The organism is Mucilaginibacter gilvus (genome assembly GCF_004054195.1).
GTDB classification, from domain to species: domain Bacteria; phylum Bacteroidota; class Bacteroidia; order Sphingobacteriales; family Sphingobacteriaceae; genus Mucilaginibacter; species Mucilaginibacter gilvus.
This window is the reverse complement of the sequence record NZ_SBIW01000003.1, coordinates 621,084-644,929: the sequence shown is the minus strand read 5'-3', so window position 1 is coordinate 644,929 and position 23,846 is coordinate 621,084. Positions and strand designations below refer to the sequence as shown.

At 46.0% G+C, this 23,846-nt stretch carries 21 protein-coding genes; 18 read left to right on the top strand and 3 right to left on the bottom strand.

Annotated elements, in window-relative coordinates; translation table 11 throughout:
- The first annotated feature begins 68 nt into the window (after window positions 1-68).
- The 9 genes from EPL05_RS08700 to EPL05_RS08660 all read left to right on the top strand — a co-directional run bounded on the left by EPL05_RS08700 (window position 69) and on the right by EPL05_RS08660 (window position 10,084).
- Entirely contained in the window at window positions 69-1,109 is a 1,041-nt protein-coding gene (locus EPL05_RS08700) for an acyltransferase family protein (RefSeq protein ID WP_128533547.1), read from the top strand.
- 303 nt (window positions 1,110-1,412) lie between these two features.
- Window positions 1,413-3,506: a HEPN domain-containing protein gene (locus EPL05_RS08695; RefSeq protein ID WP_128533546.1), complete on the top strand. Its 2,094-nt coding sequence runs from the start codon at window positions 1,413-1,415 to the stop codon at window positions 3,504-3,506.
- Window positions 3,503-4,294, top strand: coding sequence for a uroporphyrinogen-III C-methyltransferase (gene cobA, locus EPL05_RS08690; RefSeq protein ID WP_128533545.1), 792 nt, complete (start codon window positions 3,503-3,505; stop codon window positions 4,292-4,294). The genes EPL05_RS08695 and cobA overlap by 4 nt, the downstream gene beginning before the upstream one ends.
- Window positions 4,272-5,783, top strand: coding sequence for a TSUP family transporter (locus EPL05_RS08685; protein WP_128533544.1), 1,512 nt, complete (start codon window positions 4,272-4,274; stop codon window positions 5,781-5,783). Before cobA ends, EPL05_RS08685 begins: the two co-directional genes overlap by 23 nt.
- Window positions 5,783-6,502: a phosphoadenylyl-sulfate reductase gene (locus EPL05_RS08680; RefSeq protein ID WP_128533543.1), complete on the top strand. Its 720-nt coding sequence runs from the start codon at window positions 5,783-5,785 to the stop codon at window positions 6,500-6,502. The genes EPL05_RS08685 and EPL05_RS08680 overlap by 1 nt, the downstream gene beginning before the upstream one ends.
- Window positions 6,499-7,404 (top strand): sulfate adenylyltransferase subunit CysD, encoded by a 906-nt coding sequence (gene cysD, locus EPL05_RS08675; RefSeq protein WP_128533542.1) that lies wholly within the window; start codon window positions 6,499-6,501, stop codon window positions 7,402-7,404. The genes EPL05_RS08680 and cysD overlap by 4 nt, the downstream gene beginning before the upstream one ends.
- A 244-nt stretch (window positions 7,405-7,648) precedes the next feature.
- Window positions 7,649-8,899, top strand: a complete 1,251-nt coding sequence (locus tag EPL05_RS08670) for a sulfate adenylyltransferase subunit 1 (RefSeq protein WP_128533541.1) — start codon at window positions 7,649-7,651, stop codon at window positions 8,897-8,899.
- A 136-nt stretch (window positions 8,900-9,035) separates the two neighbouring features.
- On the top strand, window positions 9,036-9,866 hold the full coding sequence (locus tag EPL05_RS08665) for a hypothetical protein (protein ID WP_166727671.1): 831 nt from the start codon (window positions 9,036-9,038) through the stop codon (window positions 9,864-9,866).
- Entirely contained in the window at window positions 9,863-10,084 is a 222-nt protein-coding gene (locus EPL05_RS08660; RefSeq protein WP_128533539.1) for a hypothetical protein, read from the top strand. Before EPL05_RS08665 ends, EPL05_RS08660 begins: the two co-directional genes overlap by 4 nt.
- A 111-nt stretch (window positions 10,085-10,195) precedes the next feature.
- On the opposite strand, the gene EPL05_RS08655 is transcribed toward EPL05_RS08660, so the two are convergent.
- A complete protein-coding gene (locus EPL05_RS08655; protein ID WP_128533538.1) occupies window positions 10,196-13,147 on the bottom strand; it encodes a TonB-dependent receptor in 2,952 nt (983 codons plus the stop codon).
- A gap of 315 nt (window positions 13,148-13,462) precedes the next feature.
- On the opposite strand from EPL05_RS08655, the gene EPL05_RS08650 reads away from it, so the two are divergent.
- From EPL05_RS08650 to EPL05_RS08640, 3 genes are all read left to right on the top strand, one after another.
- Window positions 13,463-14,314: a M50 family metallopeptidase gene (locus EPL05_RS08650; RefSeq protein WP_128533537.1), complete on the top strand. Its 852-nt coding sequence runs from the start codon at window positions 13,463-13,465 to the stop codon at window positions 14,312-14,314.
- Between the two features lie 84 nt (window positions 14,315-14,398).
- Window positions 14,399-15,478, top strand: coding sequence for a glutamate 5-kinase (gene proB / locus EPL05_RS08645; protein WP_128533536.1), 1,080 nt, complete (start codon window positions 14,399-14,401; stop codon window positions 15,476-15,478).
- 1 nt (window position 15,479) lies between these two features.
- Window positions 15,480-16,724: a glutamate-5-semialdehyde dehydrogenase gene (locus EPL05_RS08640; protein ID WP_128533535.1), complete on the top strand. Its 1,245-nt coding sequence runs from the start codon at window positions 15,480-15,482 to the stop codon at window positions 16,722-16,724.
- 179 nt (window positions 16,725-16,903) lie between these two features.
- Here the strand turns inward: EPL05_RS08640 and EPL05_RS08635 are convergent, their stop codons facing one another.
- Together EPL05_RS08635 and EPL05_RS08630 are read right to left on the bottom strand one after the other, a co-directional pair.
- The gene (locus EPL05_RS08635; RefSeq protein ID WP_128533534.1) at window positions 16,904-17,170 is read right to left on the bottom strand and encodes a hypothetical protein; all 267 of its coding nucleotides are present in this window, start codon (window positions 17,168-17,170) and stop codon (window positions 16,904-16,906) included.
- A complete protein-coding gene (locus EPL05_RS08630) occupies window positions 17,151-18,398 on the bottom strand; it encodes a YdcF family protein (RefSeq protein ID WP_128533533.1) in 1,248 nt (415 codons plus the stop codon). Before EPL05_RS08630 ends, EPL05_RS08635 begins: the two co-directional genes overlap by 20 nt.
- Window positions 18,399-18,604: 206 nt before the next feature.
- Here EPL05_RS08630 and EPL05_RS08625 point away from each other — a divergent pair, with 206 nt between their 5' ends.
- The 6 genes from EPL05_RS08625 to EPL05_RS08600 all read left to right on the top strand — a co-directional run bounded on the left by EPL05_RS08625 (window position 18,605) and on the right by EPL05_RS08600 (window position 23,844).
- Entirely contained in the window at window positions 18,605-19,624 is a 1,020-nt protein-coding gene (locus EPL05_RS08625; protein ID WP_128533532.1) for a LacI family DNA-binding transcriptional regulator, read from the top strand.
- Between the two features lie 490 nt (window positions 19,625-20,114).
- Window positions 20,115-20,954, top strand: a complete 840-nt coding sequence (locus EPL05_RS08620; protein WP_128533531.1) for an MBL fold metallo-hydrolase — start codon at window positions 20,115-20,117, stop codon at window positions 20,952-20,954.
- A 122-nt stretch (window positions 20,955-21,076) separates the two neighbouring features.
- Window positions 21,077-21,937: a sigma-70 family RNA polymerase sigma factor gene (locus EPL05_RS08615; RefSeq protein WP_128533530.1), complete on the top strand. Its 861-nt coding sequence runs from the start codon at window positions 21,077-21,079 to the stop codon at window positions 21,935-21,937.
- A gap of 148 nt (window positions 21,938-22,085) precedes the next feature.
- Window positions 22,086-22,391: a hypothetical protein gene (locus EPL05_RS08610; RefSeq protein ID WP_128533529.1), complete on the top strand. Its 306-nt coding sequence runs from the start codon at window positions 22,086-22,088 to the stop codon at window positions 22,389-22,391.
- Window positions 22,388-23,044: an ATP-binding cassette domain-containing protein gene (locus EPL05_RS08605; RefSeq protein WP_128533528.1), complete on the top strand. Its 657-nt coding sequence runs from the start codon at window positions 22,388-22,390 to the stop codon at window positions 23,042-23,044. The genes EPL05_RS08610 and EPL05_RS08605 overlap by 4 nt, the downstream gene beginning before the upstream one ends.
- A gap of 14 nt (window positions 23,045-23,058) precedes the next feature.
- Complete coding sequence (locus tag EPL05_RS08600) at window positions 23,059-23,844, top strand: PhzF family phenazine biosynthesis protein (RefSeq protein WP_128533527.1); 786 nt, start codon at window positions 23,059-23,061, stop codon at window positions 23,842-23,844.
- The last annotated feature ends 2 nt before the right edge of the window (window positions 23,845-23,846 follow it).

Below are 23,846 nucleotides of genomic sequence, written 5' to 3'. Positions count from 1 at the left end.
TGCGTGAGATATTGAAAGCACTTCCTAAAGGTGGTGCTTTTTTGTGTCCCAAATTTCTATCTTTGGGCATGCATTCAAAAGAGCGGCTGCTCGAATTAGATTCGTTACGAGGTATTGCCGCAATTAGCGTGGTGCTGTTCCACTACACTGCCGGTAAGCCTCCGCTTCAAAATATTTTTACGTTCGGTTGCACCGGCGTTGACTTGTTTTTTTTGATCAGCGGTTTTGTCATCTTCCTTACTATTCAAAAGTCGAAAACGGCTAAAAGTTTCTTAATATCCCGTTTCGCAAGAATTTACCCCGCCTACTGGGTATGTGTTACTATTACAGCTGGTGTTTTTACGGCATGGCACATGGCTACCCGGCAACCGTTAACTTTCCCGGGCTTTAAAGACTACGCCATAAACTTAACTATGCTTCAGTATTACTTTAATGTAAAGGATATTGATAATGTGTATTGGACGCTTATCTACGAACTCTTATTTTATCTTTTTATTCTATTGATATACATTGCCGGGGGGTTAAAAAAAATAACGCTTATTGGCTTTGTCGTTATAGCAAGTTGCCTGTTAAGTTTGTTAATTATCAAGCCCTTATACTTAGATGTTTTTAAAGCGTTGCTGCACTATTGCCCCCTGTTGGTGTATTTCCCCCTTTTTATTGCAGGCATAACGTTTTACCAGATAAAATTCGGGCAAAAAAACTATACACAGTATACACTGCTTGCGGCTTGTTTTGTAACCCAGGGGCTTTTCTACTACGATACCAACAAGGTGTATTATTTTAGCCAGGCCCAATACCTGTTAATACTCGCAATATACTTCGGTATATTTGTACTGTACAGTAAGGATCTTCTAAAGTTCATTGTCAACCCGATAACCCTCTTTCTTGGTAAAATATCCTATAGCTTGTATGTTATTCATAATTTATTAGGCTACTCCATATTAATTCCCCTTCTAATCAATTTTAAACAGCTTCGGTTAAACACATGGGTGTCCATCTTCCTGGTTACGCTGCCGGTTATCATTATCCTCGCCACGCTTATTAACCGTTATATCGAAGTACCGGCAAACAGGTACATTAAGCGTAAACTCCTTGCTAATAAATAATCCGTTATATCGCGGTTAAAAACCATAGATATACCCTTCGTGTCCTTTCACTAACTCCAGCCATTTCATCATCCCAAAAATCCAATCTATATTTTTTTCAAATAAATTCTACTAATCCCCTATACTATGTATATATTTGGGACATAATAATAAATGACAACAAATTTCACATATCACGCCAACCTGATGTATTGCTGTATGCAAAGCGATAAACCGTGGTTGTAAGTATGTAAATTTGAAAATATATGCCTCTTCAGCCACAGCGAAGGGGCTTTTTTATAACAAACTAAATTAAATACGAATATGCAGAGCTTCAGGACCGAACTGGAGAACCCCATAGTGGAGCAGGATATTATCGACCTGGAAAGGAAGATCCGTGCGTTCCGTGAGGGCAAGATACATGATGAAAAGTTCCGCAGCCTGCGTTTAGCACGTGGCGTTTACGGCCAAAGGCAGCCCGGCGTGCAAATGGTGCGCATTAAACTCCCCTTTGGTAAGGTTACTTTTAAACAATTATTAAAAATAGCCGATATATCTGACGAGTATGGAAGCAGCAACCTGCACCTCACCACCCGCCAGGACATCCAGATCCATTACGTTAGCCTCGATCGTACTCCGCAACTTTGGGCCGAACTGGAGCGTGACGATATCACCCTTCGCGAAGCATGCGGCAACACCGTAAGGAATGTGACGTCATCCCCCACATCGGGCATCGATCCTAAGGAGCCTTTTGACGTATCACCCTATGCGCAGGCGACTTTCGAGTACTTTTTAAGGAACCCTATCTGCCAGGAAATGGGCCGCAAGTTTAAAATCTCCTTCTCCTCAAGTGATGAGGATACCGCTTTCTCTTACATTCACGATCTGGGCTTTATCCCAAAACTGAAAGAAAACGGAGAACGTGGTTTTAAGGTAATGTTAGGTGGTGGCCTTGGCGCACAGCCTTTACTGGCAAGTGCTGTTGAAGATTTCCTGCCGGAAGATCAGCTGATACCTTACACCGAAGCGATCATCCGCGTGTTCGACCGTTACGGCGAGCGCAATAACCGCAACAAGGCCCGCTTAAAATATTTGATACAAAAGATAGGTTTAGAAGAAGTGTTGCGCCTGGCTCAGGAAGAGCGCACCGCTATCAAAGTAAAAACCTACCCTATCAATCGCGATACGGTTCCTACACCTGCTTTGCCAGAGGCTACAGAGTACCGGTCGATAGAAATTACCAACCCATTCCGTTACGAACAATGGCTGGCTACCAACGTTTTCGAACAAAAGCAAGCCGGTTTCTTTGGCGTATTCATCAAAGTACCTGTGGGCGATATCCCTACCGATGTGGCGCGTAAATTGGTTGCAGCCATTCGCCCTTATGTTGGCGATGAGATCCGCATTACGCAAAACCAGGGTTTACTATTAAAATTCATCCGTAAGGAAGCGCTGCCTGCCTTATACGAAGGTTTAAACGCTTTAGACTTTGCAACACCCGGTTTTGACAGTATTGCAGATGTTACCACCTGCCCCGGCACTGATACCTGTAACCTCGGTATCAGCAATAGCATGACCATGGCCAAGGTGCTGGAAGATCTTATTTATAACGAATACGAAGATTTTATTTACAACAAAGAGATCAAGATAAAAATAAGCGGCTGTATGAACAGCTGCGGCCAGCATGGTTTGGCACACATTGGCTTCCACGGCAGTTCGCTAAAAGCGGGTGCCAGGGTACTGCCATCGGTGCAGGTAATGCTGGGCGGTGGTACCGTAGGCAACGGCGTAGGCCGCGCTGCCGATAGGGTAATAAAGGTACCATCCAAACGTGCTACACATGCTTTACGTGCCGTGCTGGACGATTACAAAACACTGGCAGAAGAAAACGAAACCTACCACGCCTACTACGACAGGCAGGGTAAAGACTACTTCTACCGCCTGCTAAAACCCCTTGCTGACCTCACCACCCTTACAGACGATGAATTTGTGGACTGGGGCCACCAGGAAACTTACGTAAGCGCCATTGGCGTGGGTGAGTGCGCCGGTGTAATTATAGACCTGGTTGCCACCTTGCTATTCGAAAGTGACGAAAAACTGGGCTGGGCAAACGGTGCTTACGCCAAAGGCCTGTGGAGCGATGCAATATATCACTCCTACAACACAATGATTAGCGCGGCTAAGGCTTTATTGCTTGATAAAGGTGTAAACAGCAGCACCCAATCCGGCATCATCAAAGAATTTGATAACAGCTACGTAGCAACCGGCGAAATTACCTTCGATGGTACTTTTGGCGAACTGGTGCTGCAAATAAATAAAAACGAACCATCGGAAGCATTCGCAACGGCCTATAAAGAGCAGGCCACCGCATTTTTGCAAACGGTTAAAGACAAAAGAGAGGCAGTGTTACAATCATGATACAAACTCAAACAAAAAAAACCCTAAAAGAGCCGCGCATTACACTTGTTGGCGCAGGCCCGGGCGATGCCGAACTCATTACTATAAAAGGCATCAAAGCCCTGCAAACCGCGGATGTGGTTTTGTACGATGCTTTGGTGAACGAAGAATTATTGGAATTTGCCCCAGAACATGCCACCAAAGTATACGTGGGCAAACGCAGCGGCGATCATTCTTTCTCGCAGGAGAACATCAACAAATTGATGATAGATTACGCCTTGAACTATGGCCATGTGGTACGTTTAAAAGGCGGCGATCCGTTTGTTTTCGGTCGTGGTTATGAGGAATTAGACCATGCTGCAGATTACAGCATCCCTGCACAGGTTATCCCGGGTATTTCCAGTTCTATCGGCGTACCTGGCCTACAAGGCATCCCGGTTACCCACCGTGGATTGAGCGAAAGCTTTTGGGTAGTTACCGGCACCACAAGCGATGGTAAAGTTTCTGCCGACTTGTACGAAGCCGCCAAAACCAATGCTACGGTTGTAGTGCTGATGGGGATCCACAAACTGGCCGAAATTGCAGAAATATTTATTGCCGAAGGCAAACGCAACCTGCCTGTTGCCGTAATACAAAGTGGCAGCACAAAAGACGAAAAAGTGGTAGTTGGCGTGGCAAGTACCATTGCCGAGGTTGCCAAAGAGAACGGAATTACTTCGCCGGCATTAATTGTATTTGGCGAGGTAGTATCTTTACATCCAAAGTTTCAGCCCATCAGAGAGTTTTATGACATTGTTGCCCAGGAATAAAAATTTAACGGAGATCCCTCCACCAAAACCACAGGGCAACCAATTGTTCCCTGTATTTTTGAAGCTGGAGAACCTGCATACGGTGCTTGTTGGCGGTGGCAATGTTGGCTTGGAAAAGCTTACGGCCATGCTGCAAAATAGCCCAGGTGCCGCTATAACCGTTATTTCTAAAACCTTTCTGCCGCAAATAGAAGCGCTGGCCGCCAATACGCCAAAGCTTACTATCATAAAAAAAGCATTTGCCGATACCGACCTGGACGGCGCCGACCTGGCTATGGCAGCAACAGATGACGCCGAATTGAACAGGTACATCCGCCAATCGGCACATGACCGTAAACTGCTGGTTAACGTTGCAGATAAACCGGAGCTTTGCGATTTTTACCTGGGTTCTATCGTGCAAAAAGGCGACCTGAAGATAGGTATCTCTACAAATGGCAAATCGCCAACCGTGGCTAAACGCCTTAAAGAGGTGTTAAACGAAGCACTACCCGCCGAACTGGATACCACGTTACAGCAAATGAGCGAGATCAGAAACAGCCTTTCCGGCGATTTTGCTTATAAAGTTCAGGAACTGAACAGGGTTACCGCCGTTTTAATAGGTGGAGAAAAACCGCCAAGCAACAATAATTTAAAACTGGTAGTTTGGGGCACGTTTGTGGCCTTCCTTGTTATCACCATTACAGCGCTATGGTCGAAGGAACCTGGTTTCCAGGCCTTCGTCGCAAACATCAACCCCCTTTTCTATTACTTTTTAGGTGCGGGTTTCATTTTCGCGATGATCGACGGGGCCATCGGCATGTCATACGGAGTTACCTCTACTACCTTCTCACTTTCTATGGGCATCCCTCCTGCTTCGGCAAGTATGGGTGTACATTTATCGGAAATTATGAGCAACGGCATTGCCGGCTGGATGCACTACCGTATGGGGAACGTTAACTGGAAATTGTTTAAGCTGTTGCTTGTCCCGGGTATAATTGGGGCGGTAACTGGTGCATACCTATTATCATCTTTAGAACATTACTCGCAATACACCAAACCGCTTGTATCATTATACACACTGATATTGGGCTTTGTAATCTTAAAAAAAGCCATCGATCTTAACCGTAAACGAACTTCAGGCAAAATAAAAAACATCAGCCTTTTAGGCCTTGGCGGTGGCTTCATAGATGCCGTTGGAGGTGGTGGCTGGGGTTCTATCGTATTATCAACCCTGATAGCCGGCGGCCGACATCCGCGCTTCTCTTTAGGCACGGTAAAATTATCCCGCTTCTTTATCGCGCTTACCAGCTCGCTAACCTTTATTACCATGCTTAATGGCAAGCATTGGGAAGCCGTAGCAGGCTTGGTTATCGGCAGTGCTTTGGCATCGCCCATAGCCGCCCGTATCTCTAATAAAATATCTGCAAAAGCCATCATGTTCTCGGTATCGGTTATCGTTATCCTCATCAGCTTGCGCAGCATTATTAACTTCGTACTCAAATTAATATAGTGGCCGATACTTCTTACATATCGCAAATAATCAACGGCAAAGATACTGTCGCGTCCTTGCAGGCTTTGGCAGCGGAGTTTCCGGGCGAGATCGTGTTCTCTACCAGCTTTGGTTGGGAAGACCAGGTGATCACGCACATGATCTTCGCCAATAATATCCCCATCAAAGTTTTCACACTGGAAACCGGCAGGCTGTTCCCCGAAACGTATTACGTTTGGAACCGCACCATGGAGATCTATGGCAAACCTATCCACGCCTATTACCCCGAGCATACCGCTTTGGAGGCTATGGTGAACGCCAAAGGCCCCAACAGCTTCTACGAATCGGTAGAGAACCGTAAGCAATGCTGCGGCATCCGTAAGATAGAGCCGCTTCATCGCGCCGTAGCGGGCAACAAACTATGGGTAACAGGCATCCGTGCCGATCAATCTGCCAACCGCGAAGACATGAGCAACGTGGAATGGGATGGCGGCAACAATCTGTTCAAGTACCACCCTATTTTCGGCTGGACATTGGACGACGTAAAAGCATACATCAAACAATACAATATACCGTACAATACACTGCACGACAGGGGTTTCCCCAGCATTGGCTGCGCACCTTGTACCCGCGCGGTACAACCCGGCGAAGATTTTAGGGCCGGGCGTTGGTGGTGGGAAGACCAAAGCAAAAAAGAATGCGGATTACATGCAGTTGAACTAAATGATTTAAAGGAATGAGTAAATACCGGTTAGATTACCTGGACGAGTTGGAGGCAGAGGCCATTTATATTTTGCGCGAAGTAGCCGGGCAGTTTGAAAAACCCGCGCTGTTGTTTTCGGGCGGTAAGGATTCTATTACCCTGGTGCATTTGGCCATGAAGGCCTTTCGACCGGGCAAGTTCCCTTTCCCGCTGGTACACATAGATACCGGGCACAATTTTGAAGAAACCATTACCTACCGTGATGAAATGGTTGCCCGTATTGGCGAAAAGCTGATCATAGGCCATGTACAGGATAGTATTAATGAGGGTAAAGTGATTGAGCAAAAAGGCAAGAACGCCAGTCGTAACGCTTTGCAGACGGTAACTTTATTGGATACCATAGCCAAGCACAAGTTCGATGCTTGTATTGGTGGTGCCCGCCGCGATGAAGAAAAGGCCCGCGCCAAGGAACGCATCTTTTCGGTTCGTGATGAGTTTGGCCAGTGGGACCCTAAACGCCAGCGCCCCGAGCTTTGGAACATCTACAACGGTAAGATCCACAAAGGAGAGAACGTACGCGTGTTCCCGATAAGCAACTGGACGGAATTGGACGTGTGGAACTACATCCGCCGCGAAAACATCCCTTTGCCAACCATATACTTTGCGCACCAGCGCGATTGTATCACCCGTAACGGGCAGCTAATGGCGGCGTCACCGTTTTTAAACATGGATGCCGACGACAAAATAGAGAGCAAGAACGTACGCTTCCGCACCGTTGGCGACATGACCTGTACCGCGGCTGTTGAATCCTACGCTTTCGAGATAGACGATATTATCCACGAGATAGCATCATCCAAAATAAGCGAACGCGGCGCCCGCATGGACGACAAAGTAAGCGAAGCCGCCATGGAAGACAGGAAAAAAGGCGGGTACTTTTAAGGGTTAGCAGTCGGCGGTGGGGACACCGCCTCAGGGGGCTCCTCCCTACTGGCGGTGTCCCCACCGCCAGCTTACAAGAGCAGAACCACAGTTCCGCGCTCGAGAGGGGCAGCACAACAGAACAAAAAGCACTAACATCCCAGGGGTGTGTTAGCAAAGCTAAGAACAAAGAAACACACCCCTAACCTCTTTCAAGAGGGAAATTAAATTCGAAATTGAAAATTCGACATCCGAAATTGAAAAAATGGATATACTAAAATTTATAACCGCAGGCAGTGTAGACGATGGCAAAAGCACATTGATAGGCCGCCTGTTGTACGATAGCGAAGCCATATTGGTAGACCAGCTGGAAGCCCTCCACGCGTCCAACCGTAAAAACGACGACGGCAGCATAGACCTTGCCATCCTTACCGACGGCCTTAAAGCCGAGCGCGAGCAGGGCATTACTATTGATGTTGCATACAAATACTTTGAGACCGACAAACGCAAATTTATCATTGCCGATGCACCGGGGCACATCCAATACACCCGCAACATGGTTACCGGTGCAAGCAACGCGGGCCTGGCCATTATTCTGATAGACGCCCGTAAAGGCGTTATCGAGCAAACTACTCGTCACTCATTCCTGGTATCGCTGCTGCAGATCCAGCAGGTAGTGGTTGCAGTAAACAAGATGGATATGGTGGATTACAGCGAAGATGTGTTCAACAGCATTGTGGCCGATTATAAAGTATTAGCCGGAAAAGTTGGGTTAAAAAATGTTACCTACATCCCGGTGAGCGCTTTAAAGGGCGATAACATTGTTTACCCATCGGCAAAAATAAGCTGGTATACCGGCGACAGTTTGCTTACCCATTTAGAAAATGTAGAACTGGAGATAGACGATACCTCTGCCCACGCCCGCCTACCGGTACAATGGGTGGTACGACCGCAAACCGATGAACTGCATGATTACCGCGGTTACGCCGGTCGTGTTTCCAGCGGTTCGTTCAAGGTAAATGACAAGGTTACTGTATTACCATCCGGATTTAGCTCGACCATATCCAAAATTGAATTTTACGACAAAACACCAGAGGAGGCGATAGCAGGCATGTCGGTAACGGTACATCTAACGGATAATATCGATATCAGCCGTGGCGATATCATTGTAAACAGCGCCGGGCAGCCGCAGTTATCAAACCTCATAGAGGCTGATCTGTGCTGGATGGATACCCGCCCGCTGGATACTACCCTCACCTATTTGGTGCAGCACAACACCAAAACCATCCGCTGTAAGATAAGCGAGGTACTTTATAAAGTGAACATCAACACCCTCGAGAAAGATCACGCCGAGGATTTTAAACTGAATGATATCGGCCGTATTGTTATTAAAACCGCCGAGCCATTAGCCTTTGACCCTTACCAGCTCAACAAAGCCAACGGGGGCGCTATCATTATTGATAGCCGCACCAATGTTACCGTAGGCGCACTGATACTAAGGCAGGCCGTAGATTAGATATAATTACCAATTATATTCTGTTATAGTGAGCAGAAAAACCCTGTGCGAGGTGCAACTCGTACGGGGTTTGTTGTTTAAAATGGTTTATTTTAATCTGAACATTTTAACTTTGGCTGGACTGAACTCTATCACAATGTATAAAAAGACTATTTCACCAATCCTCCTTGTACTTTTTTGTGCGAACGCCTATGCGCAAAAGAACGTTAATTTTGAGTTTACGCTATCTGAGGCTAAAATAAGCCACAGTTTATATAATTCTATAATCCTTGCAGATACACGTGCAGATACCAGCAGTTTTGGAATTGTGCAAACGGGAGCTTTTAACAGGAACGGAAAAGTAATTTCTCAAGATCCGTTTCTGGCAGAAGTTAAGCTAATACTGGGTTCTCTGGTTGATTCTACTGCAAACAATGGCGAGTTACTGCTCCAGGTAAGGCAATTCAATTTTTTGGAAATAACCGGAGCGTTTGGCGAAAACGGTTACTGTGCTATAAAAGCCGAAATGTATACGAGGAATGGCGCTGCATATCAAAAGATAAATTCTATAGACACCCTTATCCATTTACGTTCTTCTTTAGATGTTACCAACAAAATATTGCGTGCGGGGAGCCAGCAACTAACCGCGTTCATCAAATCGAGCCTTATTATTGCGCCCCGAACTGATGCTTTGGTTTATACTTATAACGACGTTACACATATCGATAGCGTAGAAAAGCGTGCCATTAAAGTATACAATACCGGTGCTTATGCCGATGGGTTGTACCTAACTTACCGATCTTTTAAAGATCAGGTGCCGGATAAAGAAATAAGGGTAGTAAATGATTATCTTTTTGAAGGAAACGTAAAATCGCCCGACGAAAAAGGCAAACTAAGGGATGTTAAGTTGAAAAAAACTTACGCGGTTGTTTACAAAGGGAGCCGTATATCTGCACATCGTACGGTTTTTACCCGCTTACAAAGGTGAAGGACGAATTTATCTTTACGGGCATGGCCAAAACACCAGCCAATACCGCCGGTGTAATTGTTGCAGGTGCCATGTTTGGTGTTTTGGGGACGGTGATGGCCGGGGCCGGTGACGATGGTACTTATGAGATGAAGATAGACCATCAAAACGGATCGATAATTAAACTGAAGGAAATTCCTCAACCAAAGGTGGAAAGCAAAGGCGATAGCTGGGATTAATCGCATCGCAAACAAAAAAAAAGAGGGCAACTCGCTTGCCCGCTTTTTAAAACTAAATTAAACCTAAATAAAAATCTTTCGATCCATGGACTATCTACCATGGTCTATGGGCTACTTTCCACTTCCGCTCAGCAAACCATCCAGCGTAACCGAAGCATAATAAATGCCGCCGATAGTTGGGCCACCTGCGTATTGGATATAGCGCTTGTTAAAAATATCGGTTGCACCGATCTTGAACGTAGCATAGTATTCTGGAATGCGTAACGTAACCTGGGCATCAAACGTGTGGATAGACGGTACGTTACCGGTTACCAGCGGGCTCTCCCACAGGAATGCCTGCTGCCATTTGTAAACGATATTGAAACCTACATTCTTCACCACCTCGCGGTTACCGAAAGAGAAGTTACCCGACCATTTTGGCGTGTTAAAACCGGTTACGAAAATATCTGAGGTTTCCTGCGTCTTCAGCTTGTTGAAGCTGGCGTTACCCGATACGGTGTAGCGCTTGTAGAAATTATATGTCAACCCTAAAGAGGAACCGTAGTTGTTGTAGATATTTTTGGCATTGGTATAAACACGGTAGCGGCTTTGTCCATTACTTGCGGCGTTGGTGGCAGTAGCGGTTGTAGGGTCGCGGTTGACATCAAGCATGGCTAACACCGCCGCATCTGAGCCCACTGTGGTACTATTCGGCACAAACACTTGCACCTGGCCTAAAAAGCCATTGTAGCGGTTGGCATAAGCATCTACATCAAGGAATACCTTGTTATTAACAAAGATGCCTTTATAACCTAACTCGAACGAAGTGATCTGCTCCGGGCGTGCTTTCGGAAGATCGGCGACCTGCAGCAGGTTGCGGTTAGCTAACGCGGCTGCATCCGAACCAGTGGTAGAGGCTGCTTTAACAGCATTGTTAAACGCCGTTACAGACTGCTGTGTATAGCTGTTCTCCAGGTAACCCAAGCCTTCGTTGATGAAAGGCAAACTGCCTACACGTTTCACGCGGCCATTGTTTACGTAGGATAAGGACTCGAACAACGAAGGGAAGCGGTAACCGTTCTGGAAGGTGAACCTGAAATTATGATTTTGATTAGGCGAGTAAACAGCTGCCAAACGAGGTGTGAATTTTGGGTCGAAATACGGGTTATAATCCCAGCGTACCGAGCCGAATAATTTCAACTTCTCTTCGAAAAAGGTCTTGGTAACCTGTGTGAACGCGCCGTATTTTTTGTAGATAACGTTTTCGCCAAAGCTGCCATCAGCTAAAGGTGTGTTACGATCAGCTATACTGCGGCTGAAATCCACAAAGTTATTACCATCCGGGATGATCTGGTACACACGCACATCACCACCAACCAGCAGGTCTACAAATTTAACTTTGCTGGTTAGGTCCCACTGGGCCTCACCGTTAAACAGATGGCTCTTTTGAACCAAAGCCGCGCCACCGGTAGCCGGGGCATTAGGGATCAGGTTCGATTTAAAATCCCAGTTATTGATACCGATAATGGTTTTACGCAAAGCATCAAATTCCGGCGTGCCGGGTTCTACCCTGCCTTTATCAGCTGCGGCGCGGGCAAATGCTTCAGCGGCAGCAAGGTTGGTTGATTTTAGTCCGCCGTTAGCATTTGCATAGGTAGTAAGTGCACTTTTAAACGTAGTTCCCCATACAGAATTGGCTGCGTGCTTTAAATCCAGATTATCTGCAAGTGGTTTCACGTTGAAGGAGTTGCCTGTATTTTCTATCGATTCATAAGCACGCACCAGGAAATCCTTGCCTTTCAATTCCACTTTGTGGTTTTGCACGGTAGCGCCGTTCAAAGAAATCTTGTTACCACGCTGAAAAACACCATCCATCCTGCCGTAACGGTAAGTATATGATAAGGTAGTGTTAGGGGTTAACTTATAGGCCAGCGTACCATCCAGTTTCAGGTTGGTTACATTCGGGTTTACCAGGTCAACTTCGTTATAACCTGTACGGGCAACCGTTAGGTTGGGGCGGGCAACGCCATCAACAACAATACCTTTTATAGATACGGTGTTACTCCCTGCAAGCGCATCATCGCCATATTTGTTCCAGCCATCATAAGCGGCGTTGCTTGTTCCGGTTAATTCCGGGTAAGCGGGGTTAGCCGTTTTCAGGTTGGTAGGGTTTTGATCCAGGCGGCTGTTCGATTGCCAGTCCGTCCCTTTTAAATAGCTCGCGTTTACTTTAAACGCGAATTTATTATTAAATGCTTTTGCAAACCTGAATGCATCTTCGGTCAATGCGCTCGAGCCAAGGTTATCGCCCACGTGGTTAATACCGCTGCGGTGATAAAAACTTAAACCCTGGTATTTAAAGGCATCTTTGGTGAACAAGTTTGATAAGCCATTGATGGCGTTGGTACCGTATAAAGCCGCGGCAGCGCCGGGGGTGATCTCTATACTGGCTATATCCAGTTCGGTTGGGCCAATGGCATTACCAAGCGGTACGCCCAGCGTGGCCGATTGCATATCTACCCCGTCCGCCAGTTGCATAAACCTAAAGTTATTGGGGCTGTTAAATCCACGGGTGTTTGGCACTTTTAGCGTAATACTGGTGGTGGTCATCTGCACGCCTTTTACATTCTCCAATGCATCGTAAAAGCTTGGGCCCGGCGATTGTTTAAGCGCGTTAATGCTCAGCTTTTCAATGGCCACCGGCGAACGCAGCAGTTTTTCTTCCCTTCGGGATGCGGTAACCACTACCTCGTTTATTAATAGCGACTGCGAGGTAAGCTGTATATTCACCGCGCTGTTGGCATTCTTAATGTAAAATTCCTGAGGCTGATACCCAACGGCTGTAAACACCAAAGTAAACGGCAATTTGCTGCTGGTGGTTAAACTGAATTTACCGGTTGTGTCTGTTATGGCGGCGTTTGTAGTGCCTTTAATGGTAACTGTTGTACCTACCAGCGGCAAGCCGTGATCGTCGTTTACTTTACCGCTTAAAATGTAACTACCGTTTAACTGGGCCAGCCCCACCGTCGGGACGAGCAGTAAAAACAGCACAGTAAGTTTTATAAAATTTGTATAAATTTTCATGTAATTAGGTTGAAAGAAATCAAAAATGGATTGTGATAGGTTGCGTGTCAACTAATTAACAACAACAGCATACAGTTGGGCACTGCATTCGTAAGGTATGGACCGATGATGATGTAACTAAATAATACATTGTCTATAGAATATATAGACAAAATTATTAAATCTTTTTTAGCATCCAAATATTTATGCTAAAAAATAATATTTACGCCTAAAATTCTTTATTTCGGTAAGCCACTGCCCTTTACGGTTGGTGTCCCTCTCACAAAATATTACTCTTGCCGTAACTAAATATGGTATTTAAAATCCAATAGGCAGATGAAACTTACCCGGCTTAAACCTTTCCTCGTAGTTGCCTTTTTACTTTTACTTACTGCCGATGCTTCCGCGTTGGGCTTTGCCCTGTTCCCGAAAGGCGAAAAGCCGAACGGATTGTTAGTTGGGGGAATAACCATAGTGGCCTTATTTATTGCCATAGCTATACACGAACTTGGGCACCTGTTAACCGGGTTGGCACAGGGTTTCCGCTTCGAGTTATTTATAGTTGGCCTGTTGGGCATCAAACGCGAAAACGGCCGCATTAAGGTTTATTTAAATAAAGACCTGGGGATGATGGGCGGCGTGGCGGCAACAATGCCGGTACAGCAAAGTGCAGAAAACCGCAAAAAATTTGCGCGTTTAGTAATTGCCGGCCCGTTGGCTTCTCTTTTTTTCGGTGTAACGGGAATTTTAATCGGAATTTATTGTGAACCGGATTTGGCAAGTGCTTTTTGGATAGCAGCAGGCGCATGCTCTTTAGCGCTGGTATTGGCAACCACGCTACCCACAAAAACGGGGATCTTTTTTACCGACCGGGCACGTTATCAGCGCTTAATAAGCAAAGGCAAAGCTGGTGCAATAGAAGAAGCAATGCTGGCGATGATGGCACAATATACGGCAGACAGCTCCGCAAAGAATATCGATATTAAACATGCCAGGCTTCTACAAACGGACGACGAACAGTTTATGCGTTTTTGGGGTTATTATTATGAGTACTATTACTACAAAGATAATTTGCTGATTGCCGACGCCGCGGATGCCAAAGCAAAACTTGTTGCCGAAAAAGCCTCCGTATCTAGGCAAATATGGAAGGCTTTAAAGATAGATGACGAAGTTAACCCGTCCGCATGATACCTTTCCCTCTTAAAACCTGAACATAAATATCGTATTTCCCTCATAATTCCCTATTATTGACGACTAATTTAATCTACATTAATGTCATTCAATTACCGGCGTGTTATTATCAAGATAGGTTCCAACGTAATTACCGGCCCAAACGGCTTGCCGGATACCGAACGGATAGCCCATCTGGTTGACCAGATAGCCGCCATCAAAAAACATGGTACCGAAGTAATTTTGGTTTCTTCGGGCGCAGTCGCTTCCGGGCGTAGCCTCATCAACGTTACCGATAAATACGACGCCGTTGCCACACGCCAGTTACTGGCCTCCATCGGGCAGGTGAAGCTCATCAATACGTACTCTAATTTGTTCGAAAAATTTAAGATCCTCTGCTCACAGGTTTTGGTTACCAAAGAAGATTTCCGCGACAGGCTGCACTACTTAAACATGCGCAACTGCCTGGAGATTTTGCTGCAGCACCAGGTAATACCCGTTATAAACGAGAACGACGTGGTATCGGTAACCGAACTGATGTTTACCGATAACGACGAACTGGCCGGGCTTATCGCCTCCATGCTGAACGCGCAGGCCTTAATAGTGCTGACTAACGTAAACGGCATATATGATGGGGACCCAAAACTACCCGGCTCGGCGGTTATTGAGGAGGTGAAAGGCGACGGTATCGATTTTTCGTCCTTTGTAAGTACCAGCCGTTCGCAGTTTGGCCGCGGCGGCATGATCACCAAATCAACCATCGCGCAAAAAACGGCCCAGCTGGGTATAGCGGTCCACATTGCCAACGGCACCACTGATAATATTTTGCTTGATGTGCTGGATAACAACGTGATACACACTCGTTTTGTGCCAACCAAAAAAGCATCGGGCAAAAAGAAATGGATAGCACACTCTGAAACCGCCGCTACGGGGGTGGTGCAAGTGAACGAGGGCGCCAAAACCGTACTAATTTCCAGCAAAGCATCCAGCCTGCTACCGGTGGGCATTATTAAGGTGCTGTCGGACTTTAAAAAAGGCGAGATCATTAAAATCGTAGACGAGAATAACAAAGTGATAGGCCTCGGCCTCGCCGAATACGGTGCCGACAAGGCCCGCGAGTTTACCGGCAAAAAAAACCAGCGCGCGCTGGTGCATTATGACTATCTTTATTTACAGGGATAACATGGATTACACATATTATTTTGAAAACGCGGTAAAAGCTGGCCGAAGCCTCAGCCTCGCCCCTGCCGCTATAAACGCCATTCTGCTTGATGTAGCCCAAGCGGCTGTTGAACAAACCGATCACCTGCTCCGCGAAAATAAAAAGGATTTGGATCGTATGGATCCGGCTGACCCTAAATACGACCGACTTACCCTTACCGCCGTGCGGATACAGGATATTGCCAACGATATTAAAAGTGTAGCCGGTTTGGCCAGTCCGCTCGGAGCCATACTATCTGATAAAACCATGCCCAACGGCCTGCAGATCTCCAAAATACGCGTACCTCTTGGTGTGGTAGGTGTAATTTACGAGGCAAGGCCAAATGTTACGTTCGATGTATTTGCGCTGTGTTTTAAAACCGGCAACATCAGCCTATTAAAAGGCGGCAGCGATGCCGATTTTTCTAACCGTGCCATTATAGGTATAATTCACGGCGTACTATCAGCTCATCATATAGATGTAAATGCTGCTACCCTCCTGCCTGTAGAACGCGAGGCCACAGAGGCCCTTTTAAACGCGGTAGGCTACGTTGATGTGCTGATACCGAGAGGTAGCCAGTCGCTGATAAATCATGTGCGCAATAGCAGCAAAGTACCGGTGATTGAGACCGGGGCGGGTATTGTACATACCTACCTGGATGAAAGCGGCGACCTGGAAAAAGCTACGGCCATAGTAGACAACGCCAAAACCCGCCGGGTAAGCGTTTGTAACGCGCTGGATTGTTTGATCATTAACGCCACGCGCTTAGCTGATCTGCCCACAATCGCAAAGCCCTTGGCAGAAAAAGGTGTTGAGGTGTTTGCAGATAAACGTTCATACGCCATTTTAAAAGAAACCTATCCCGCCAACCTGCTCCATGTAGCGCAGCCAGAACATTTCGGTACAGAATTTCTGTCGATGAAGATGTCGGTAAAAACGGTTGATACCTTCCAGGAAGCGTTGGAGCATATCGCCATTAACAGTTCCAAACACAGTGAAGCCATTATATCTGAGGACGAAACCAATATCGAAACCTTCCTGAACCGGGTAGATGCGGCCGCGGTTTATGTAAACGCTTCTACCGGGTTTACCGACGGCGCGCAATTTGGCCTTGGCGCCGAAATTGGCATCAGCACCCAAAAGCTGCACGCCCGCGGCCCAATGGGGCTGGAAGAGTTAACAAGTTATAAATGGGTGGTAAAGGGTAATGGGCAGGTGAGGAAGTAGAAAAACTTAACTATTACCGTGGTTGCCGTAATCTGCTGTGGATTAGGTTGCTATCCAGCGTACCGGTTTTTTTCAGCCCTGCCCAGTCTACATTGTAAACGGATAGAGTTGCCGATGAAAGTAGGTGAAGTTCCGTTGTAAACGATGCCGGTTGGGTGGTTGATCAGGTCCTGCCCGTTTTAGGTTAATTTTATCTCGTGCTGCTGGTAAATCAAACTATCGTTCAGCATTTTAAACTCACGTATCATGCCTACTTCCCTATCGCCATATAAAAAAATGCGCCCGTTTTGATAAGAGATACCCTGGCAGGCACCCAGGGAGTCGATAGTTATTGCCGTTGTAAAGTGGTATCTATACCTGCATTGGTAAATGCTGTAAGTATGGCGCAAAGCACGGCAATGAGTATAAATTTCTTTTCCATGGTTGCTATGGATCAAGGGGCTCATCCTGATCTATTTGTAAGGATTCGATCAGCGGATAAAACACCAGTTCAGTTTCCGAGATGCGTTTACCCAGTTTATAAGGTACATAATTGAGTTCTTTCTGGCAGCGCCCGGCCATCGTCATAATAAAATCCATTTGCGCTTTATCGGTTACAATATAGCCGGGTTTACTAAACGGAATGCCGTATCTGAACACCAACCGGGCATCGTTGCGGATATTGGTTGTGGTATGGCGTGCGTGAGGGTCAATAATGATCGCTCTCTCGGGGATGTGCAGGGTTTTGAGCAGGTAGATCTTCATTTCCACTGCCTCATTATTTTTTGTTTTGAACGGATGCACCGCCCCGCCCGAAACTACGATGAAAGGCGCTTTACCCAACCGGTATTGCATAGCGGCAAGCCTGCAGCGAAGCATCCCCTCACCGCTCAGCGGCGTGGTTAAATTATCGGGGCCTGCACCAGGCACCAGTATGTGCGAATAGGCAAACTTATCCCACTTAATGGTTTTTACGCGCTCGAATGCCGCCTTGTTGGCCGTTGTGGCCATTGGCTCGTAGCCGGCAGCGTCCTGCCTTTCGTTTATCTGCAGGTAAGTTAAGGCCGCTTGCAGCGCTGGTTCAAAAAACAGGCGGGTGTTTTTAATCTCCGCAGATACAACCGTGGAGCAATCGTACATTAAAGTATAATGGCCCTTGTTGGCGGTGTTAAAACTGATAGAATCTATAACAGGGTAATTGGGTTTCTTCCCTTCGGCGTACACCGCTATGGTGTAGTTAACCGCAGCGGCATCCTGTTCCCAGGCTTTCACTAGCAGTTCCTCCGGTTTGCCGGTATTGTATAATATATAAGTGCCGGATGGGATGAGTTGTGTTTTCACCAGGCTGCCCAATGCGTTGCCATCTTTGTAAAGGGCAAACAGCCGGGCGCTCACCGTGTTAATTTCATCATCGCTGAATTTAAGCTGCGCGGGCAGGCACAGCCCGTCTTTACAGTTGACAAGCGAGGTTTGCAAGGCGTTAAGCTTGGCCTGTGTTAGCTGCGCCAGCTGCGGATCGGCTTTGAGCAGGGCATTCGCCGCTTTATCTTGTTCGAACAAAGTAAGCAGGTAATAATTTTTTGATTTAACCCAATTCCCCGCGTTAACCAATTGATAATGAGGATCGGGAGCCTGGGCGAAACTTACAGTTGCCCCAAGCAGTATAGCCGTTAGGCCGAATAGAATTTTTCTCATGGTATTTGGGGCGCAAGCACGCCATTAAATATGAACTACAGATTAGTTAAAGTATATGTTTATGTTAAAAAATGTAATGATACAAAATTAGAATTCAGGCTGCCGAAGGTTAGCTGCATATCGTTAATACTTTCCCTCCTCCGGTTAAACACAATGACTCAGAGAATATTTTATTATCCATATAATTGTGTTTAGCTTCGTCAGGAATGTATAAACCGGCCACCATAAAAGATATCGCCCTTGCGCTTAAGCTTTCTCCCTCAACCGTTTCAAGGGCTTTAAGGGATGAATATGAAATTAGCGCGGGTACCAAAAAAATTGTGGTGGATTATGCCAAGTCGGTGAATTACAAATCGAACCCTAATGCGGTGAGTCTCAAAAACAGGCGCAGTTATTCCATCGGCATTGTTGTGCCCGAACTTGCTAACAGCTTTTTTTCGCAGGCGATAGCCGGTATTGAGTCCATTGCGTATGAAAAAGGATATCATACCATCATTACACAAACACACGATTCATCCGAACGGGAACTCATCAACGTAGATCATTTGGCCAATCGTTCTGTTGATGGTTTGCTGATCTCGATGTCATCCGGCACAGCTGATTATACCTTTTTGCAAAGGCTTCACCAAGATGGCTTGCCGATCGTTTTTTTCGACAGGATAATTGCCGAAATAGATACCTTTAAGGTTACCTCCGATAATTTTAACGCATCGTACGAAGCTACGTTATCACTTATTAAGTCGGGCTGTAAGAAAATCGCTTTACTGGCCAACGCGCCCCGGTTATCCATTACCAACGAACGCTTCGCCGGCTACCAAAAAGCATTGCTTGAAAACGACATTCCCCTGAGACCCGACCTCATCAGGAACTGCCTTAAAGGTGGCAGCGATGACCAGGAAGTGGAGGATGCTGTAAATGAGTTATTGTCCGTAAGGGATAAGCCGGACGCGATATTTATTACGAGTGATAGGATCAGCATATCCTGCATCCGGGCATTAAAGAAGCTAAAGTTCGATCCGCAAGAAATAATGGTACTGGGGTTCTCCAATTCTGATGTTGTGGACCTGTTACAACCGGAATTATCTTACATCAGGCAAAAGGCTTTCGAGATGGGCGAAATAGCCGTAAACATGCTGCTCAAACTAATTGAAAGCAAGTACCCCATCACCGAATTTGAGACCAGGATCCTCGGCACCGAGTTACATAGCATAAAGCAGCAGCGCTAAACCAGCGCTGCTCCACCCGGTATCCAAAACTAAATCTATTGCGTTCCTTCCCGGTAGCAGCGGTTGCACAACACTATTTATTCAAACAAGAAACATTAGCACTAACCAGCTGGTGTTTTTTGTTTAGGATTAACTTGAGGCTTTAATGTATTGATTGATAACTGATTATATTTAAGTATACAAGGCAAGAAACACCACCAGGAAAACCTGTTTATCCAGTTCTATCCCGGGCTGATGATCTTGTTTTTCGACTTTTATGCCTTCCTTATTTTCCATAGCGGTTTTGAGCTTTTGTTCAGAATTACAACAATGTTTATGAAATTACAGTTTTAAGAAATTAACACGTATTAAGAGTTATTTTATTCCCCGTAAATTATATCAGTTATTGCCATTTTAGCCAGGGCACCGTTTTAATTACTGCAATTGGCTTAATTAAATTCGTGCAATTCGCACCAATTTATGAAATTCGTGTTCCCAATTCGCTTTAATTATGAATCTCCATACTATTGATACTGGCTTTTTTAAATTGGATGGCGGGGCCATGTTTGGCGTGGTGCCAAAATCCATTTGGCAAAAAACCAACCCTGCCGACGAGAACAACCTTTGTACTTGGGCTATGCGCTGCCTGTTGGTAGAAGACGGCGATCGGCTGATATTGATAGATACCGGCATCGGCAATAAGCAGAGTGAGAAGTTCTTTAGTCATTACTATCTGCACGGCGATGCTACGATGGATAGCTCATTAGCCGCCAAAGGTTTTCATAGAGACGATATTACCGACGTGTTCCTCACCCACCTCCATTTCGACCACGTGGGCGGCGCGGTTTTACGCGATGGCGAGCTACTGAAACCGGCTTTTAAAAATGCGACCTATTGGAGCAACCCGCAGCATTGGGACTGGGCAGTAAACCCTAACGACAGGGAGAAAGCGTCCTTTCTGAAAGAGAATATTTTACCAATACAAGAGAGCGGGCAATTGCGGTTTATTGATGCCCTGAACGGCGCAAAATTTACCGACGATATCAGTATCCGCCTGGCCTACGGGCACACGGATGCCATGATGCTGCCGTTAATAAATTACAAAGGGAAGCAAATATTATACATGGCAGACCTGCTGCCTTCGGTAGGGCACTTGCCTCTACCCTATGTAATGGCCTATGATATGTTCCCGCTGAAAACGCTGGAGGAACGTAAAATTTACTGGAACGAAGCAGTGGAAAAGGAGTACATATTGTATCTGGAACACGACCCGGTAAACGAGTGCTGTACTTTGCAGCAAACCGAAAAAGGCATCAGGATAAAAGAAACTTTTAGCTTGGATAAACTTTAAAATTGCTTTTAAAATATCAATAAATATTGCATTTTAGCAACGGCGTTTTTTAACTTTAAGAAACAAAAATATAACTTTGCACGTTCCATTCTAAAAAACAGAATTGAGGTTTAACTAAATAGATGAGACAACTCAAAATAACGCAATCCATTACCAATCGTGAGTCGCAATCCCTCGACAAATACCTGCACGAAATTGGTAAAGTTGATTTGATCACTGCCGAAGAAGAAGTAATCTTAGCTCAAAAAATACGCGAGGGCGACCAGGCCGCATTAGAACGGTTAACTAAAACCAACCTTCGCTTTGTGGTGTCTGTTGCTAAACAATATCAAAACCAGGGCCTTACCCTTGGCGATCTTATAAACGAAGGAAATTTGGGCCTGATAAAAGCGGCCAAGCGCTTCGATGAAACAAAGGGATTTAAATTCATTTCATACGCTGTTTGGTGGATCCGCCAGTCTATTTTGCAGGCTATTGCCGAGCAAAGTCGTATAGTGCGCTTACCTTTAAATCAGGTAGGTTCTTTAAGCAAAATAAGCAAGGCATTCAGCAAGTTAGAGCAGGAATTTGAGCGTGAGCCATCGCCCGAAGAATTGGCCGATATGCTGGAAACCACCGTAGACAAGATATCTGATACGCTGAGCAACAGCGGCCGCCACGTAAGTATGGACGCACCCTTTGTGCAGGGAGAGGAAAACACCTTGCTGGATGTATTGGAAAACAAAGAGCCTAACACCGATTCGATACTGATAAACGAATCTTTATCAGAAGAGATAAAGCGCTCTTTATCGACCCTAACCGAGCGCGAGCGCGAGATTATCGTGCTATTCTTCGGCCTGGGGAGTAGCCACCCACTTTCGCTGGAAGAAATTGGCGAAAAGTTTAATTTAACCCGCGAGCGTGTACGCCAGATAAAAGACAAAGCATTACAACGCTTACGCCACACCTCAAGAAGTAAGATCCTGAAATCGTACCTGGGATAATTGCCCAACCAATATTAAAAACCTTCGCCCAAACAGCGGAGGTTTTTTTATGCCCGATTGTTCCTTCTACGCAATATCAATTTACAGATTGCGTTTAGCGATTGTCCACCTGCTCGCAATCCATTCAATCCTGCTCGCAATCCATTCAATGTCTGATATCCGAAAGCTCATTTGGTACTTTTATAAACCCATATTCCTTTGGAACCTCGCGTTTAGTTTTGCCTGTTTGTGGCTTATTGGCATAAACGGGGTGAAAGTAGCCGGTTTAGTTTTCTTTTTTAAGCTGATAGGGTATGCCTCTACCACCTACCTGCAAAGTTACACCGCTAAAAATGTATACATGTATTACCGCAATGCCGGGTACAGCATCCGGCGGATGTATGCTTATGTGTACGCTGTAGACATCGCCATCTATTCTGCCATGCTCGCTACTTTTATTTTAATAAAACGATGAAAACATTAAAAGTAGATAGTGTACAACTGGAGTTCGACGGGCGCAAGATCTTACAGAGTGTGTACTTAAATTGCACACAGGGCGAGGTAATAGGTTTACTGGGGCGGAATGGCTGCGGAAAATCGTCCTTGCTCAAGATCATCTTCGGCACGCTGGAGGCAAATTACCGGTATGTAAGTATAGATGATCAGTTTATTCACAAGGGCTACCACAACAACCGTATCGCCTATCTGCCGCAGCATAATTATTTACCTGCGGGTATTGAGATAGAAAAGCTGGCAAAACAAATAGTGGACCCGCAATCTTGGGCTGAGTTTACAGCATTACCCCTCTTCCAGCGTAATGCAGGTAAAAAGATCCACGAACTTTCGGGCGGGGAGCTACGTCAACTGGAAACGATGTTGATAATCCATAGCCGTGCCGATTTTATCTTGCTCGACGAGCCTTTTACGCACATCTCCCCCATCCAGGCCGAAGAGTTTAAGCCCGTGATACGCGCCTGCGCCAAACGCAAAGGCATCATCGTAACCGACCACCAGTATTACAATATTTTAGAAGTAAGCGATAAAGTGATTTTATTAGCCGATGGCGTAACAAAACACATCAACGATAACAGCGAATTAATTACTTACGGTTATCTTAGCGGGAAGTAATTACCAATTTTACCATGACCATCCCAATTTACCAGGCCGATGCCTTTACCGATGAGTTGTTCGGCGGCAACCCGGCTGCTGTTTGTCCGCTGAACGATTGGCTGCCCGATGCTGTGATGCAAAAAATAGCCTTGGAGAATAACCTTGCCGAAACCGCCTTTTTTGTAAAGAACTCCACCGGCTACCTGCTGCGCTGGTTTACGCCCGAACTGGAGATAGACCTTTGCGGCCACGCCACCCTTGCCTCGGCACATATTATTTTTACGGAACTGGGGTATGAAGGTGACACTATTTATTTCGAGACGGTAAAAGCCGGTACCCTGGCGGTAAAGCGCGATGGCGATAAATACGCCATGGATTTCCCATCAAGGCCACCATTCGCGGCAGATACCCCCGAAGGTTTGGTAGCGGCTTTGGGCGGTAAGAAACCCTTAAAAGTATTTCGCTCGCGCGATTATATGCTGGTTTACGAAACCGAAGATGATATCTTAAACATCATTCCAGATCACTCTGCATTAGCCAAAATAGATACGCTCGGCATCATTGTTACCGCGCCGGGCAAAAAGGTTGACTTCGTGTCGCGTTTTTTTGCGCCCGCTGCAGGAGTACCCGAAGACCCGGTAACCGGGTCGGCGCATTGCAATTTGATACCTTACTGGGCTGCGCGCTTAGGCAAAAACATTTTGCATGCCTACCAGGTTAGCGCCCGTAAAGGCGAGCTTTGGTGCGAACTTAAAGGCGACCGGGTGCTGATGGCCGGTAAGGCCGTTACTTATTTAAAGGGCGAGATATATGTGTAATA

Excerpts from the sequence above, each read along its gene's own strand:
- EPL05_RS08695 (WP_128533546.1), top strand. The coding sequence starts at position 1,413 with ATGCAGAGCTTCAGGACCGAACTGGAGAACCCCATAGTGGAGCAGGAT.
- cobA (WP_128533545.1), top strand. The coding sequence starts at position 3,503 with ATGATACAAACTCAAACAAAAAAAACCCTAAAAGAGCCGCGCATTACA.
- EPL05_RS08620 (WP_128533531.1), top strand. The coding sequence starts at position 20,115 with ATGAATCTCCATACTATTGATACTGGCTTTTTTAAATTGGATGGCGGG.
- EPL05_RS08605 (WP_128533528.1), top strand. The coding sequence starts at position 22,388 with ATGAAAACATTAAAAGTAGATAGTGTACAACTGGAGTTCGACGGGCGC.
- EPL05_RS08655 (WP_128533538.1), bottom strand. The coding sequence starts at position 13,147 with ATGAAAATTTATACAAATTTTATAAAACTTACTGTGCTGTTTTTACTG.
- EPL05_RS08625 (WP_128533532.1), top strand. The coding sequence starts at position 18,605 with ATGTATAAACCGGCCACCATAAAAGATATCGCCCTTGCGCTTAAGCTT.
- EPL05_RS08635 (WP_128533534.1), bottom strand. The coding sequence starts at position 17,170 with ATGAGCCCCTTGATCCATAGCAACCATGGAAAAGAAATTTATACTCAT.
- EPL05_RS08600 (WP_128533527.1), top strand. The coding sequence starts at position 23,059 with ATGACCATCCCAATTTACCAGGCCGATGCCTTTACCGATGAGTTGTTC.
- EPL05_RS08615 (WP_128533530.1), top strand. The coding sequence starts at position 21,077 with ATGAGACAACTCAAAATAACGCAATCCATTACCAATCGTGAGTCGCAA.
- EPL05_RS08650 (WP_128533537.1), top strand. The coding sequence starts at position 13,463 with ATGAAACTTACCCGGCTTAAACCTTTCCTCGTAGTTGCCTTTTTACTT.
- proB (WP_128533536.1), top strand. The coding sequence starts at position 14,399 with ATGTCATTCAATTACCGGCGTGTTATTATCAAGATAGGTTCCAACGTA.
- EPL05_RS08670 (WP_128533541.1), top strand. The coding sequence starts at position 7,649 with ATGGATATACTAAAATTTATAACCGCAGGCAGTGTAGACGATGGCAAA.
- EPL05_RS08685 (WP_128533544.1), top strand. The coding sequence starts at position 4,272 with ATGACATTGTTGCCCAGGAATAAAAATTTAACGGAGATCCCTCCACCA.
- EPL05_RS08700 (WP_128533547.1), top strand. The coding sequence starts at position 69 with ATGCATTCAAAAGAGCGGCTGCTCGAATTAGATTCGTTACGAGGTATT.
- cysD (WP_128533542.1), top strand. The coding sequence starts at position 6,499 with ATGAGTAAATACCGGTTAGATTACCTGGACGAGTTGGAGGCAGAGGCC.
- EPL05_RS08665 (WP_166727671.1), top strand. The coding sequence starts at position 9,036 with ATGTATAAAAAGACTATTTCACCAATCCTCCTTGTACTTTTTTGTGCG.
- EPL05_RS08610 (WP_128533529.1), top strand. The coding sequence starts at position 22,086 with ATGTCTGATATCCGAAAGCTCATTTGGTACTTTTATAAACCCATATTC.
- EPL05_RS08630 (WP_128533533.1), bottom strand. The coding sequence starts at position 18,398 with ATGAGAAAAATTCTATTCGGCCTAACGGCTATACTGCTTGGGGCAACT.
- EPL05_RS08640 (WP_128533535.1), top strand. The coding sequence starts at position 15,480 with ATGGATTACACATATTATTTTGAAAACGCGGTAAAAGCTGGCCGAAGC.